Source organism: Mesorhizobium sp. WSM4813, from assembly GCF_055811555.1.
Window position 1 is genome coordinate 1 of record NZ_JBVVQU010000093.1, and the last position, 14,617, is coordinate 14,617.

General features: G+C 61.3%; 12 protein-coding genes. 2 read left to right on the forward strand and 10 right to left on the reverse strand.

Translation table 11 applies throughout. The features are described 5' to 3' along the window. Window positions 1-56: 56 nt before the first annotated feature. The 10 genes from AC0L25_RS30870 to nanR form a co-directional block, all read right to left on the reverse strand. Window positions 57-1,439: a BTAD domain-containing putative transcriptional regulator gene (locus AC0L25_RS30870; protein WP_473598932.1), complete on the reverse strand. Its 1,383-nt coding sequence runs from the start codon at window positions 1,437-1,439 to the stop codon at window positions 57-59. 1,934 nt (window positions 1,440-3,373) lie between these two features. Beyond that, window positions 3,374-5,338, reverse strand: a complete 1,965-nt coding sequence (locus AC0L25_RS30875; RefSeq protein ID WP_473598933.1) for a D-apionate lactonase family protein — start codon at window positions 5,336-5,338, stop codon at window positions 3,374-3,376. Next, a complete protein-coding gene (locus AC0L25_RS30880) occupies window positions 5,335-6,429 on the reverse strand; it encodes an ABC transporter ATP-binding protein (protein ID WP_473598934.1) in 1,095 nt (364 codons plus the stop codon). Before AC0L25_RS30880 ends, AC0L25_RS30875 begins: the two co-directional genes overlap by 4 nt. An 11-nt stretch (window positions 6,430-6,440) precedes the next feature. Then, a complete protein-coding gene (locus AC0L25_RS30885) occupies window positions 6,441-7,289 on the reverse strand; it encodes a carbohydrate ABC transporter permease (RefSeq protein ID WP_128246859.1) in 849 nt (282 codons plus the stop codon). Next, window positions 7,289-8,230 (reverse strand): carbohydrate ABC transporter permease, encoded by a 942-nt coding sequence (locus AC0L25_RS30890; RefSeq protein ID WP_254026370.1) that lies wholly within the window; start codon window positions 8,228-8,230, stop codon window positions 7,289-7,291. Before AC0L25_RS30890 ends, AC0L25_RS30885 begins: the two co-directional genes overlap by 1 nt. Before the next feature lie 111 nt (window positions 8,231-8,341). Then, entirely contained in the window at window positions 8,342-9,997 is a 1,656-nt protein-coding gene (locus AC0L25_RS30895) for an extracellular solute-binding protein (protein ID WP_473598935.1), read from the reverse strand. A gap of 114 nt (window positions 9,998-10,111) precedes the next feature. Beyond that, a complete protein-coding gene (locus AC0L25_RS30900) occupies window positions 10,112-11,164 on the reverse strand; it encodes an NAD(P)-dependent oxidoreductase (protein ID WP_473598936.1) in 1,053 nt (350 codons plus the stop codon). Between the two features lie 13 nt (window positions 11,165-11,177). Further along, window positions 11,178-11,954 (reverse strand): HpcH/HpaI aldolase family protein, encoded by a 777-nt coding sequence (locus AC0L25_RS30905; RefSeq protein ID WP_287249994.1) that lies wholly within the window; start codon window positions 11,952-11,954, stop codon window positions 11,178-11,180. 47 nt (window positions 11,955-12,001) lie between these two features. Continuing rightward, window positions 12,002-12,307 carry a putative quinol monooxygenase gene (locus AC0L25_RS30910; protein WP_473598937.1) on the reverse strand — a complete coding sequence of 102 codons (306 nt, stop codon included), beginning with the start codon at window positions 12,305-12,307 and terminating at the stop codon, window positions 12,002-12,004. Next, window positions 12,307-13,014 carry a transcriptional regulator NanR gene (gene nanR / locus AC0L25_RS30915; protein ID WP_473598938.1) on the reverse strand — a complete coding sequence of 236 codons (708 nt, stop codon included), beginning with the start codon at window positions 13,012-13,014 and terminating at the stop codon, window positions 12,307-12,309. Before nanR ends, AC0L25_RS30910 begins: the two co-directional genes overlap by 1 nt. A 116-nt stretch (window positions 13,015-13,130) precedes the next feature. On the opposite strand from nanR, the gene AC0L25_RS30920 reads away from it, so the two are divergent. Together AC0L25_RS30920 and AC0L25_RS30925 are read left to right on the forward strand one after the other, a co-directional pair. Next, entirely contained in the window at window positions 13,131-13,334 is a 204-nt protein-coding gene (locus AC0L25_RS30920) for a DUF2934 domain-containing protein (RefSeq protein ID WP_473598940.1), read from the forward strand. A 185-nt stretch (window positions 13,335-13,519) separates the two neighbouring features. Further along, on the forward strand, window positions 13,520-13,969 hold the full coding sequence (locus tag AC0L25_RS30925; protein ID WP_473598939.1) for a DUF982 domain-containing protein: 450 nt from the start codon (window positions 13,520-13,522) through the stop codon (window positions 13,967-13,969). Window positions 13,970-14,617: the final 648 nt, after the last annotated feature.

Consider the following 14,617-nt stretch of genomic DNA (forward strand, 5'->3'; position numbering starts at 1 on the left):
ACCCAAGGCTGCCTCCAAAAGCAGTCTTGAATCAGGCTACGGTCAAAAAGGGAATCCTAAGAGTCCACACCACCTAGGAGGTCCCGGTCCGACTTGCCCCACGCCTGCCGCTGCTCCTCCTTCCCAATGGCTCCAGAGAAGCCGATGAGGGTTTCGTCGATGATCTCCGCGATCCGTAGTTCGGCACTGCTCTTGTCATCGCCCTCGAGCTGTGTTGACCAGACTTGGAACCCGGTCTGGGTGTCAGTTAGCCTAACGATAAGCTTCAGCACCTGGCCAGACCGGCGGACACTGCCGTTCAATACATACCGAACCCCCCACTGCTTGCTGACGTCACTGGGATCGGCGTCAGGCTCTATTCTCGCTGCGCGGCTTGGCGAGAGGACGCTGATGCCTGGATGTGAGGCCAGCATGGCCGTCAGTTCCTCGGCTATCCCGTACCCGATAACTTCCTCCGCTTTTTCACCGCCGGAACTCTCAAACGGAAGTACCGCTATAGAAGGAAGGGTTTCGGGCGGCGGAAGCCTGGCCTCTGGCCATTGGAACATTGCCAATGAGACCATCGCCGCCGCGCCGCATGCCGCAAATCCGATCGCTATGACAGCAGCCCTGATACGTTTGCGGGCTGGTGGTGTGACGCTCGCAGGCTCATGTTGGTCATCGTGGGGACGGAGCGCATCGGAGCCATACGTGAGATGATCCCGACGGCCTTGCAGGACGTCGATATTACCTTCCCCAACAACGCTGCGCAGCCGGGCCGTCTCCGCTTCCAGATCCACGCCAAGTTCGTCTGCGAAAAGCTGCCGAGCAACCTCATAGTGGCGGAGAGCATTCGATCTTTGGCCGAGAGCTGCCAAGCACCAGATGACTTGGCGGTGGGCTTCCTCACACAGAGGGTCTAGTTCGAGCGCTCTGCGAGCGTGTGAAAGTGCGCCGTCGAAGGTTCCTCGATCGGCCTCAAGCCGGGTTACCCGAAGAAGGGCATTAACGACCTCTTCGAGGAGTTCGCCACGTCGGGCTCGCAGCCAATCCTCGAAATCTGATGATCGGAAGGTCTCTCCCTGGAGGAAGGCACCTTGGTAAAGGTCAATAGCGCGAAGCAGGGACTTCTCGCCACTACCTGCAATGGCACGCCTGAACTCGCAGATATCCGCCCTCACTATCGCATGATCAAGGCTAAGAGCGCTGTGATCGGTGCAGACGATTGCCTCGTGGCCGAGCGCCTGTCGAATGGCATACAAAGCTTGCCGGAGATTCCGACGCTGATCCGGCTCGCGCTCATCAGGACTCAGGACGGCGGCCAGGACAGTTCGCTGGATCGGAGTAGCCGCCAACGCCAGATGAGCGAGCAGCGCACGTGAGCGATCCGGCATCGGGATGACCTGCCCGTCGTCCCGCACCGCGCGAAATCCACCGAAAAGCTGCAGCTCGACTCCCATGGTCGACTCCCATGTAAATAATAGCACGAACGGCGGGCGAATAGGATCGATAACGCAGAGACGACGCCTCGCAGACGCGCCCGTGACGCTCGCCGATATGGGACCCGGTCATTCTCCCTCAAGTTGCCGACGCACACCGAAGGAGAATTATCGTGATCGGATCGAGAGTCCTCGTTGCGCCATCCTGTTGCCTAGAAGGTCAAGCCGTCGGAGTTGGTGGCCCGGCAGGGGGGCGGCGCTCGGCTGGTGACCCGCAAAGTCGGCGTAGTCGTCTTTGTGGGGCCCTGAGTGCTCTCGTCCTCGCTAGTATCGCGGGAGCGCTTCTGGCGTCTCCTATCGCGGAAGCGCACGATATAACAATGGATGGGAACCTCTCGAACGATTGGGTCCGGGGTCTGACGAACCGTGCTGGCAAGTCTTGCTGTGGAAACAACGATTGCCGGCCTGTGGTAGCAGGCAGCCTCACATCTGCGACGGGAGGCAATCTAGAAGTCGAGATCGGTGGCACACGGTTTCCCGTCCCCGAGGGAAGCATAGTGCCAGATACCAGCCCAGACGGTCGGGCTTGGGTCTGCCCAGATTTTCTGCCAGCGCTTGGCGGTTTCAGGTATACAATTAAAGGTGTTCGCTGCTTGTTGCTGCCGCCCTTGGGGTAAGAGCGAAACAATAGGGCCTGCTTGATTCGGCGAAGCGAAGCAGGAACCTACGGAGGGTCGTGTCTCAGTCGTCTAGTCGCGGAACGAAAGGCAAAGCCAAGTTGGTATTGACGTATCGTTGCCGGGAGCACGGTCGTCTTCGCGGTCGACATGAAGCCGCTCATAATGGGCTTCTCAAAGGCATCGATCGGGCGCACGGCGTGGATGTAGCCCGGTCGAGGTTTGAGCCTCTGTTAGTACCTTGTGTTTGCTGACCGCTCTGGCGATCTCCTCAGGCGAGCACAGTGTCCGGACGTGACGGGCGACGGTCAGGTAGGAGGGCGGAGCCAGACCGGCCTCTTCACACCGGACGCGTACTGGGCAACCTGGGAGCGAGCGTTGGCGCCAAGCACCGCCATTGCTCTTGCAAGGTTGTGGCGATGACCTGCTCGACGCCCTCGTGAAGCGGCTTCTTGCGGGTGCCTGCCGTGCGAGGCAGCAAGATGTCACTGTCCGATCGATGCGACAGTGCGCCAACAGATTGTAGACCTGGCGGGTCGACAGGCGCAGCTCGGCGGCTGCCTTGCGCCTGTGTCGCGACGCGGTCCTGGTCCGTCGAGGATCCTGTCCAGCTCACGGGCTATCCGGCCAGCCATATTTCATGGGACGCTTCGGAAAGTTGCGTAAGATTGCAGTGCGGAACTCAACGTCGAGTGGTGCCGGGGTCGCCTCATCAGAACGTCTGCCCGTTCACTACTCTTTCCTTCGCGGCCGCCCAACGGCAGGCCGTGACCCAAAGGCGGCCGCCAAATTCTCAGCCCTATAAGGTCCGGTACCAGCGAAAGCGATCCTATAAGCTCGCCCCCAGCTCGATCGCGCGGCGTGCCGGACGAGATGGAAGTGGGAAGTCATATGTTGTCTGCAATATCAGGTAGGCTCCAAGCTGAGCAGTCAATCGACGATGCCTCGCCGGCCGTTCGCGAGCAGCCGCTCGGCTTGTCCGACCATCTCCTCGATCACGCCTCCAGCCGACTCCACGATTCGGATCACTCCGGCCACTTCCCCCATCAAAACGCCGTCACCGATTCCAGAGTTCGAACCGAGATGGAACGTGATGTCGCCGGGCTGGTGTCGTTCGCCGGCGTATAGAAATAGGTTGTCTCGTCATGCAAGGCCTTGATTGTAGTCGGGGCAGGGCGCCGCGCTCCAGCGTGGTCAGGCGGCGACTTCGTTGGCCGCTCAGTGCTCGGATAGAACCGGTCTAACGCGGCTAAGCGGTACCACGATTGTTGACAGCGATCAGTTGAGGTCAACTCGCGCGACGGCGTAAGCGTCAAGCAAGACGACCCGGTCATCCAGCTGTCTCACCGAGCTTTCCATGAAATTCGAATCTCCTGCCGCCCGCTCGAACTGGTCGGCAGCGAGAAGAGCACTGCGGGCCTTGATCGGCGTTTCCGAAAGCTGGACGGATTGCGTTTTGGCAATGAGATTCGAGAGCCACAGCGTTGTGCGCCCGTCTTTTTCGGCCGCGATCGCCGCGATGCTGTCAGCTCCGGAAGTGCCCACGGACAGCAGGGTGGCCCCGCTGAGTTTTGAGAGGCCTGCCATGACATGGAAAGCGGGATACACGATTGGGCCTTCCTGTTGGTCAAACCACGGCTGCACGAAATCGGCTTTCCTATAGACGTATCCGAACGGGCCGGTGAAGTCCCCGAATGCGACGGCCTCGATTCCCTCGCGCGCGCAGGCCGCGAAATAGCCGGCTGTCCAAGCCGCATTGAACAGGCCGCGCTGCCGAGGATCGATGCGGCTCAGACAGACGCGACCGTTCGCTTCATTCGGCGCAGTGGACTTTCCGTAGGGGTTCTCGCGGCAGCCGAGCTGACTGGGACCAATGCGCAGGGGCAAGCGGTCGCCCATGAAAGCACGGGTAGAGCGGATCAGATGAGGGATAGCCTGAAGGGTCTCCATTACGGAGACATCATCTGCTGCATGCACGTTTGGACAGGTGGTGAAGGTTGCGTAGTCGAGCGCTCTGGTTGGCGGACGCTTGCGATTGAGCTCGGTGAAATATGCGGCCATGCCGCCGCCCAGCGGCACTCCGGGGAAAGCCCGGCGAGCGGCGGAGTAGTTTTGCTCGAAGGTGGGCATCGCCGGCCACGGTGCTCCCGGCTGCACCGACTTCAGGTCCTGCGCCGGAAAGACGGAGATAGCTTCTAGATTGAGGCCGAGTCTTTGGACAGCCGCCCCAATCGGCTCCAATTCGCCGAAGGGATCGAGCGTGCCCTTGGTGATGATCTCAAGTACGACCCCAGCGCCGGTCAACTGTGCCAGGGCGGCGTAACTTTCAAGTTCAACCTGGCCGTGCCCGAACCGGAGATCGACCTGGCAGACCATCCACTGCGGAGCCAATCGTCGAATGAGTTCGGGGACGTCGAGCGCGTGCTTCGCCTCGTCGGCAGCGACGCCGACGCCAATGCGGGGCACTCGGCCGATGGCTCTGCCGATCGTGAGGTTGATGGATGGATTGGGGTTTTTGGAAGACCGAGCAGGGAGCGTGCCCAACACCTGAAGCCGGATGGCCTGCGTGAATTTCTCGCCTTTCGGTAATCTGTAGGGCCACGGGCGACGCAGTGGACGGACATAGGTTTTAAAGGAGGCGTCGGACCAATTGCGTTGATCCTCCATCTCAAAGGCATCACCTTCCATGGTGCATGTGGCCCAGATTCCAGGCTCGATCTCGTGCGACAGCGCGCGGATGTCGGTGAACGGACATTTGGGATCGATGTGGTCCGGAAAGTGCGACAGTTCCTCGTAACCATCCTCATGCAGCACCTTTACCGGCTTGCCGGCCAAGGCCTCGATCGGATGCAGCACGACGAAGCCGGTTCTATTGGTCAACAGGTCAGTTTCGGGCTCTGCCTCCACCACAAACGACAGCGCACCGTCGCTCCCGCCTGCGATCCGCGCCTGGTAGACCAGCCGACCGTACGCACCGGCGCATGTTCCACGGTAGGCGACGCTGAACGCATTCGGCTTTTCATCGATCTGGAGGTCATCGAGAACGGGCGTCTCGGTTCCCCAGTTCTCGTCCCGTACGAGAAACGAGATCCCGCGCAGAATCTCGACCCCGCCGATACGCACATAGCGTATCGCCCCATTGTCAAACTCGACCGACAAGGGTCCCGCGCGCAGTGTCTGCAACTGCGGATCGAGCTGTTCGGTCCCACACAAGCGGATTGCTTGAGATGCTGCCGTGGTCAAATCGCTCTCTCGGTCTTGGCGTCGAAAATCGAGGCCCGGTTCATGTTGATGTCGATCGGCAGCCTCTCGCCGGGACGACTGACGTCGTGCGCCTGCAGTTCCGCCATCACCGGCGCGCCGGCCAGGCGGAAGGTCGCATAGCTACGCGAGCCGGTCGGCTGCAGCAGGTCGATCGTTGCGTCGTAGCGAAACGTGCCCTGCGCAGGTGTCGCAGCATGCGCGCGTGTCAGATGTTCTGGCCGCAGTCCAAGCAGCACCGCCTGTCCGTCAATGGCGCCATTCAGGCTCCGGCCGGGGGCGACCGGAAGCAGCGCTTCGGAAAGCCGGACGGCGGCAGCGCTGCCGTCCAATGTCAGCGTGCCCGGCAGGAAGCTCATGCGCGGTGAACCGAGAAAGCCAGCGACGAAGGTTGAGGCGGGGCGCTCGAACAGTTCGAGCGGCGCGCCCTGCTGCTCGATAATCCCGTCGCGCATCAGCACGATGCGGTCGGCCAGAGTCATCGCTTCGATCTGGTCATGGGTGACGTAGATCATCGTTGTGGCAATGTCCTGGTGAAGGCGCTTGATCTCGCCGCGCATCTCGTCGCGAAGCTGCGCGTCGAGGTTGGACAGCGGCTCGTCGAACAGGAAAATACGCGGGTTCCGGACGATGGCGCGGCCGATGGCGACGCGCTGGCGCTGGCCGCCGGACAATTGGCGCGGAAAGCGCCCGAGCAGCGGGGTGATGCCAAGCATGCGGGCCGCCTCGGCGACGCGAGCCTCCACCTCTGGCTTCGGCATCTTGCGGGCCTTCAGGCCGAAGCCGATGTTCTTCGCCACGTTCATGTGCGGATAAAGCGCATAGTCTTGAAACACCATCGCCACGTCGCGGTCGCGCGGTCGGAAATCGTTGACCACTTCGCCGCCGATCTCGATCGTGCCTTCCGAACTCTCCTCCAGCCCTGCGATGGTCCTCAACAGCGTACTCTTGCCACAGCCAGACGGGCCAACCAGCACGGTGAACTCGCCGTCACGAATGTCCAGGTCTATGCCGCGCACGGCATGGAAGGCGCCGTAGCGCTTGTGCAAGCCGGTTATCCTGACTTCGGCCATGCCGACCCTTTCTATCCGCGAACAGCGCCGAGCGTCAGCCCGCGCACGAGATGTCGTTGGGCAAGTACTCCAAGCGCGATCGACGGCACGAGGGAGACGATAGCCAGGGCTGCCGCCTCGCCATATTGCGCGCCCTGGAAACCGATGAAGGCGCGAAACACCGTTGGCAGGGTGAAAGCAGTGCGGCTGGTCAGAATCAGCGCGAAGAAGAACTCCGTCCAGCAGGCGATGAAGGCGAAGACCGCCGCCGCGACGATGCCTGGCGCGGCGAGCGGCACGGCGACGCGCCAGAACGCTTCCCAGCGCGTGCAGCCGTCGACAAGGGCCGCCTCCTCCATCGATTTCGGCATGCCGCGGAAATAAGCGAACATCATCCATACCGACACCGGCAGCGTGAACACCGTATATGCGATGATCAGCCCGATATGCGTGTCGTAGAGGCCAACGCCGCGGTAGATCAGGAACACCGGCAGCACGATGCCGATGGGCGGCAGGAAGCGCTGCGACAGCACCCAGAACGACAGATGCTGGCCGCCGGTGTTGTAGCGCGCCAGGCTGTAGGCCATCAGCGTGCCGAACAGGGCCGAGAGCACTGTTGCCGACAGCGAGATGATCAGGCTGTTGATCAGCCCGTCAAGGCCGCGATATGCGAACAGCGCAGCTTCATAGTGGACCAGGGTGGGTGCGGTTGGGAACCAGACTGGCGGCACGGTGAGATAGTCGTCGCTCGGCTTGATCGATGTGTTGAACATCCAGTAGAGCGGCCACAACACGAAGACCAGGAAGAAGCCGAGCAACAGGATGCGGCCGACCGGTATCGACCGGCGTTTCGGGCGACGGACAGGCGCGACGGCCGCCATTAAACCGGCTCCGTCTTCAAAAGCCGTCGCACCAGCAGCATCACCACGAGCGCGGTGAAGATCAGGAACAACCAGCTTCCGGCGGTCGCCTGCGACAGATGGAACTGGGTGAAGCCGACTGTGTAGAGATAGTAGGAGGCGGTGTAGGTCCGCGTGCCTGGCCCGCCGCCGGTCATGATAAAAATAGTATCGAACATGCGGATTGCATCGAGCAGCCGAAAGGTCAGCGCCAGCAGCATCATTGGCGCAAGATGCGGCAGGGTTATCGCCCAGAACGCTTGCCAGGCATTGACCCCGTCGAGTTCCGCCGCCTCGTAAAGATTCGGGGGAATGGCGGTAAGCCCGGCGAGCAGGATGACGAACATGAACGGTGTCCACTGCCAAACATCGGCGATAATCAGCGAAACATAGAGCCATGGCGATTCGGTCATCCAGCCGATCGTCACCTCCTGCCCCAGAAGTTGCGTCAAAATGTAGTTGGTCGGCCCGAAAGGCCGCTGCAGAAGCAGCGTCCAGGCCTGGCCGACGATGACCGGGCTGATGAACAGCGGCACGATCAGGATCGACATGATCACGCCGCGGCCCGGAAAGCTGCGAACCATGGTCAGCGCCACCAGAAGGCCGAGGACGAATTCGATAGCGACGCTAATCCCCGAAAGCCACGCTGTCAGCAAGAGCGACCAGCGCGCGACGGGATCGAACACGACGCGCTCGAAATTCTTCAATCCGACAAAGGCGTGGCCCGGCACCTGGAAATCATAGTTGATGAAAGACACGACCAGCGAGAACAGCAGCGGATAGACCGAGAGCGCCAGGATCAGCAGTACTGCTGGCGCCACCAGCAGCCATTTGAAGTGGCGGTCCGCCCATTGTGCGAAGCCCGACAGTCGTGGCGGCGCGCCAGCGGCCTTCAAGCGACTGATGGTTGCGGTATGCTGCATCGATTACATCCCAAAACCTGCCTGGCGGTTACGACGAGGTGTTGCGGACCAAGCGCCCGCAACACCAATTTTGGTTAAGAATGCCGCCGGCGTCCCTGATGCAGGCCGAAGTCAGAGGGTGACCGCCATGCCGAGCTTCTCCACCGTGTTGTCGGCAGTAGCGCCCGGTAGTTTCAGGAACTCGGTGTAGAATGCCTTCTGCGAATCCACGCCGAGCCGGTCGGTCGTCTCATTCCACTCGGCCGCCGCTGTTTCTAGCGACGCCTTCGGATCCGCACCGGCCCACACAGCTGTGCACATGCGGTCGATGCTCAGGAAATAGTCTTGCGCACCGGGCATGATCGGGTCGAGGAGACCGACATTGGCCGAGTTATTAAGATTGCTTAGATACTCCTTGGCGCTCGGGAACAGCGCGCCGTAAAGCTCGGATTTGAAGTGGGAGATACGGTAGGGATCGCGCAGGGCGTAGGGCAGCATGCAGCGCGCGAGCGAGACGGGCGGCGAGCAGGCCCATTGCATGAACAGGTAGGCCGCTTCGGGGTTCGCCGAATCCGCCGATAGCGCCTTGTTGTAGCCGGTCGCATGTTCAGGATTGCCGGGCACGACCGCGTAGCCAACCTTGCCGGCGATCTGTGATTGCGGGATGAAGTTGATTGCGGTGGCCGACTGCGAATAGTTCGCAGCCATGCGGCCAGATGGCGGCCAGGAGTAGATCATCGCTACCTTGCCGGTCAGGAACGCCGCCCACAGCGAGACGGCGTCGAGTTCATTGTTGCCGGGGATCGACGCCGCATTGGCTGCAATCATGTTCTGCAGCGTCTTCACGCCTGCATCCGAAACCAAGCCGGCTTTCATGTCGTCGCCGAACAGTTTACCACCGTTAGCGCGGTACTGCTGCAGAAAGTCGAACTGGTTGCCGGGACTGCCCGCTTTGCGGAAATGGCCTGCGCCATAAACGTTCGGCGCCATCTGGTCGGTGATGAACTGGGCTATCTGGGCATATTCCTCCCAGGTCTTCGGCGGCGCCAACTTGGCGTTGAACTTGGCCTGGTAGGCCTCCACCATCTTCGGATCCTCGAAGATGTCCTTGCGGTAGTAGAGAGCGAACATGTCGCCGTCGTCGAAGAAGCCCCAAATCTTCCCTTTGTAGGTCGGCAACGCCTTGTAGAGCGGATGATAGTCCTCGAGGTCGGCCGGGTTCATGTATTTGGCGATGTAATCGTCGAGGGGTGCGATGACGCCGCCATCGGCTAGCGACGGCGTCCAGGCTGGCGAGATGTCGAGGACGTCATAGGCGCCTGAGCCGGCGATGTGCTCGGCAACGGCCTTGGAGTACTGGTCAGGGTTCGACAGTTCGACCACGTTCGACTTCATGCCCGTAAGCTGCTCCCACATCGGTCCACTGAAATTGCGCGGGTCGAGAGCCTGCAGGCCTGCCTCGTAGGTCATGTTCAGCGTGACGCCCGAATGCGCCTTGGCGGCCTCGACGGCGCGGAAGGCAGAACCATCCGCCGGGCCTTCCATCGACGCCTTCATGGCCGCCGCCTGCGCTTGGCCGAGCGGTGAAGCGGCGTCTGCCAGTTCGAGCTTCTGCTGCGCTAGCGCCCAATCCGTCATCGTGGCGAGGATCGGTCCGGACGCCGCCAGCATGCCGGTCATCTGGCCGAAGCGGGTTATGAAAGATCGGCGGGTGGTTTCGCCGCGCATAAAGGCGTCGACCTCTGCTTCGAGGCCTGCCTGAAAGTCACGTCTTTCATGATCGTTCATAGTGCTTGGTCCTCCCAATTTTCGTTTGCCTTCACTCGTCCGCGGGCGCGGCGGTCGAGCATTCCTCCCGTGAAGCCGTCGCGAAGGCGCGGCGGCGCGCCGTATTTCGTACTCCTACGTCCCGAAGCGGGCGGCGAAACCGGCCAGCCGATTCTTCCATGCCTTGCTTGAAAGCACCTCGCGATTGACCACGCCGGGCGGCTCGCGGCCGTGCTGCACTTCGATCACCGCCTTGACGTCCGCAGCACCGTTGCCGGCAAAACACTGGTCGGTCCAACAGAGCGCATGCGGCGTCAGGATAACGTTGTCGAGCTTGAGGATGGGGTCGTCGGCGTCCGGCGGCTCCTGCTCCAGCACGTCGAGCCCACCGCCGGCGATGCGGCGTTCCAGCAGCACTTTCGTCAACGCCTTCTGGTCGACGATCGGACCGCGCGCGGTGTTGATCAGGTAAGCCGTCGGCTTCATCAGGGCGAGCCGCTCGGCATTGACGATGTGGTGGGTCTGAGGCGTTAGCGGACAGCTCACCGACAGCACATCGGCGCGGCGGAACAGATCTTCCAGCCCGACCAGTTCGATGCCTAGTTCGGCAGCGACCTTGCTGTCGGCGAATGGGTCATGGGCGATGAATTTCATGTCGAAGGGCTTGGCCAAGCGAAAGACCTCGGCGCCGATGTTGCCGATGCCGAGCGACCCCAACGTCCGCCCGACGAGGCCGACGCCCATATGCTCCGAACGCTTGTCGAATCCATAAGGTCCCTTGCGGGTCAACGCGTCCTTCGTGAGCAGTTTGCCGGTCAGTGCCAGCATGAAAGTGATGACGGATACGGCGACGGGCCGTCGCACGCCGTCGGGCGTGATGACCAGGGCGATGCCAGCGGCAGTGCAAGCCTCGACGTCGACGGTATCGTAGCCGACCCCGAAACGGGCAACGACGGCCAGGCGGCCGCTCTTCGGGACGCTGGTCGCATCGAAGCGATGGGTGAGCAGGATCAGCGCATCGAAGTCCTCAAGCTGTTCGGCGCGCAGCGGATTGTTCGATTCCAGGAACGCCATCTCGACGCCGGGCGCATTGCGCAGCGGCTCCAGGTCGAAGTCGGGAAAGGTCAGCGAGCCGTCCGGCTTCCGGAAATCACCGGAGAGCGCCACCCTGAATGTTGCGTTGGCCATCGTCTCCTCCGCCTCACTCGCACCCGGCCCGAATCTTTGAGACCGCGTCGGCCATCGCATCGTGCAGGACCCAGACGTCGCCCGAATAGCAGATGAAATCGAAGCCTTGCGCGTAAAAATCGTGACCCTGCTGGACACTGGGTACCAGGCGACCAAGCGATTTATTGTGCTTCTTGGCGGCGGCAACGATCTTGTCCATCGCCGCGGTGAAGGTGGGATGGGCGAAGTCGCCGGGAACGTCGAGTGAGACCGACAGATCGAAATGTCCGACCCACAGGCAATCGACCCCGTCCAGTCCCGCGATGCCGTCGATGTTCTTGACGCCGTCGGCTGTCTCGATCAGGCAGATGAACACCGTGCGCTGGTTGGCCGCTTCGAATTTTTCCTTAACCGAGCCTGGGCGGTAGCGGTCATGCGCGATCTGCAGCGCCACGCCGCGAGCGCCAGAAGGATGGTACTTCATCGAATTGATGATGTGCTGCGCCTGTTCGACCGTACTCACCATCGGCGCGATCAGGCCTTCAGCGCCCATGTCCATGGCGCGGGCGAGGAAATGGTAGTCCTGCGACGGCACACGTACCATAACCGGCAGATCGGCCGCCTCGAAATAGCGGATCGCGCTCTTCACCGTTTCCAAGCTGAAGCCCGAATGCTCCATATCAAAGAAGACGAAGTCGCAGCCGGCTGACTTCAGAATGTGCCCGATTCCCGGCGTCGCGAACTCGGCGACCAACGTGCCGAGCTTGACCCGCCGGTGCGCGGCCAAAGCCTTGAGGCCTACGTCTGACATGCACTTCCTCCCCTTCGCCCAGAGGGCGCAATCCGACTACGCTTTCTTCAAGTCGTAGCCTCGAGAACGAGGTCGCAGATCGTCACCAACTTGGTGTCGACGAGCGGCGCGCTATGCGTGTTGAATTCGTCGAAATGAGCCGTCCGGCAGTGTTCGTCGAAGGCCGCCTCGCTATCGTAAATCTCGTAGAGCACGACCCGGTCCGGTTCGCCGCGTGCCTGCGTCACGTCAAAGCGGCGGCAGCCGACCTCGTTGCGCACCGACGCGGTCGCATTGGCGTCGACGAGCTTTCGGAAGCTGTCTCGGGCGCCCGGCTTGAGGCGGAAATCGACCCAGACGACGTAGCCGGTCATCACTTGGGCCTCGCGATTTCCAGATAGCGCTTAGACACATATTCCAGATGCCTGCGCATCGCCGCTTCGGACCGGTCCGGATCGCGCGCGGCGATCGCCTCAAATATTTCGCGATGGGCCTCGAAGGCTTTGCGGTCTTCACCTTCGGCCAAAGTCGTCCGCCGCTGTTCGAGCAGCCATTCGGCCAACGCCGCATGGATAGCCGTGAAGATTCGATTGCGGGTGATCACCGCCAGCACGTAGTGGAAGTCCACGTCCGTGCGTTCGAAGCGCGTGAGGTCGCCGATCGACCGTCGGTTCATCTCGAGCGCCTCCCTGAGGTTTTCAATGTCCTCTGGCGTGGCATTCACAGCGGCGTTGCGGGCAAGCCCGACCTCGAAAAATAAACGCGCATTCTGGAAGTCGTGAACCCCGCCCGGGGCCGAAATCATGTGCCGCGCCGGCCCTGAGAGGGCGTCGATTACGAATTGGGGCGTGGGGCGGGTGACCCGGGCACGCTCGCCGGATCTCACCTCGACAAGGCCCATCTTGCTCAGATGCAGTAGCGCCTCTCGAATCGAAGGACGACCAACCCCGAACTGCCGCATGAGTTCGCGTTCGGACGGGAGCCGGTCGGCTTCGGCCACTTCTCCCTTGCGGATCATCCGCTCGAGGTGTTCTGCGACCTCGTCCGAAAGCTTCCGCTGTTTGATCTGAACACCAATCACTTGGCATACCTTTTATACCAGTTCGCACGCTATTGCCGTCCTGCCCTCATGTCAAACTCAACAACTCGCATCTCAAGGCTCCTCTCCATCGGCGGCCCGCCAGGGGCGTGCAGATGATGCCAGCCTTCCGGGTCCCTCTTTCTATCCGAAATCGGCGTGTAGGGTCGGATCGATCCGACGCTCCTCCGCGTTGGGTGAAAACCCATAAGGGGAACGACCATGTCGACGACAAGCACCATCGCATTCGGCGCCGCGCCTATGAGATCTGGGAACGAGAAGGCCAGACGCACGGTCTGCACGAGCGTCATTGGAATCAGTGACCTTAGAAATCGAGAACGAAAGGCCGCCGTCCCGCAAAAGCCGGTGAAGCTATCGGGTAACGGCAGGCCTTCAGCTTCTCGCCCTAGGCGCGATCGGCGCTGCTTCTCTTGGTTTCTTTTCCTAACTTCGCTGCCGGTCTCTTCTATGACGGCGAAGAGTTCCGGCTGGAACTAGGTGAACCGTTATGGCAAGCCGAGATAAGAATCGTGGCTTCCGAGATTTGATCGGCTCGGAAGACTTTCGTCGGAAGTTGCGCAAGCAACTGGCGCTGGAGGACGATCCAACTTTGCCCCCGAAGCTTGCCGCGCTGGCGCTGCAGCTTCAGAAGGAGCTTCAGCGGCGACAGAAACAATGGGTTGAGGAGACTGCGGCTGCCCTAGTTCCCAGCACCGCGCCGCATTTGTTCAGCCCCTCGGTCAGCGTGAGGACTGAGTCTTCCGGCAAGACGCGCAACGTCGACACCGCCGAGGCAGCAGTTGAGGAACTCCTGGGCTGCACCGAGCGTGGCCCCAAGTGGAACCTCGCGGTGCGCGTTTGCATTGCAGTGATTGCTGACAAGATGGAAGCTGAGGAGGCCCGTAAGGCATTCCTGGCCGCTGCTGAGGAAGAAGGGGTGCTACGTTCCTCCGATTAGGTCTTTCTGTGTCCCTGCGCCCACCCGAAATTATCTTGATATTTCCCTATAGTAGGCAGCAAATGGGCCGTTGGGGTTTTGCCCGGGCAGCACCCTCAGGTGAACCTTGAGGCGATCTTTGGAAGCAGCGCCGGCGACCGGCGAAGGGTGGGAGTGCGGAGTGCCATGCCGATCCATCGACAAGCCGAGAAAGCGGGTGTGTTCCTCCCCTCTGAGTTGGCGCTATTGGGCCAAGTGTTCGATCGGCTAAAGGTTGAGGGTCAATCTGAGAGGCAACGTGAAGCGCTCGCCTCTCGGATTATGGCCAATTACATGGCTGGCGTGAGGGACGAGGAAGAACTTCTTTTGGCTTCCAGGCTGCCGTTGGGACGGTAAGCGCGCGCCTCTTTCCAACTGCTGGTTGATAGACGTAACGGAACTGGCAGCCTATCATTTTTCTCGATCCGCGCACCGGGCACACCCCGACCCACCCCCGCGCTCGGTGGTCGCATGATCGACCCGTCGCTCTCCTGTGCGGCGGGTTTTTTTGTTTCCGGATGGAACACTTGGTTGGAGGGTAAGTTCGCCCCTTCGTACGCATCCGGTGAAGATCGCAGACGTGCGTATCCGGCGGCCATGAGCACCTGAGCACAGCGGTGCTGGGGTCAA

Coding starts and splice junctions, on each gene's coding strand:
- AC0L25_RS30885 (WP_128246859.1), bottom strand. CDS start 7,289: ATGGCGGCCGTCGCGCCTGTCCGTCGCCCGAAACGCCGGTCGATACCG.
- AC0L25_RS30890 (WP_254026370.1), bottom strand. CDS start 8,230: ATGCAGCATACCGCAACCATCAGTCGCTTGAAGGCCGCTGGCGCGCCG.
- AC0L25_RS30870 (WP_473598932.1), bottom strand. CDS start 1,439: ATGGGAGTCGAGCTGCAGCTTTTCGGTGGATTTCGCGCGGTGCGGGAC.
- AC0L25_RS30920 (WP_473598940.1), top strand. CDS start 13,131: ATGCCAGCCTTCCGGGTCCCTCTTTCTATCCGAAATCGGCGTGTAGGG.
- AC0L25_RS30905 (WP_287249994.1), bottom strand. CDS start 11,954: ATGTCAGACGTAGGCCTCAAGGCTTTGGCCGCGCACCGGCGGGTCAAG.
- AC0L25_RS30910 (WP_473598937.1), bottom strand. CDS start 12,307: ATGACCGGCTACGTCGTCTGGGTCGATTTCCGCCTCAAGCCGGGCGCC.
- AC0L25_RS30925 (WP_473598939.1), top strand. CDS start 13,520: ATGGCAAGCCGAGATAAGAATCGTGGCTTCCGAGATTTGATCGGCTCG.
- AC0L25_RS30900 (WP_473598936.1), bottom strand. CDS start 11,164: ATGGCCAACGCAACATTCAGGGTGGCGCTCTCCGGTGATTTCCGGAAG.
- AC0L25_RS30895 (WP_473598935.1), bottom strand. CDS start 9,997: ATGAACGATCATGAAAGACGTGACTTTCAGGCAGGCCTCGAAGCAGAG.
- AC0L25_RS30880 (WP_473598934.1), bottom strand. CDS start 6,429: ATGGCCGAAGTCAGGATAACCGGCTTGCACAAGCGCTACGGCGCCTTC.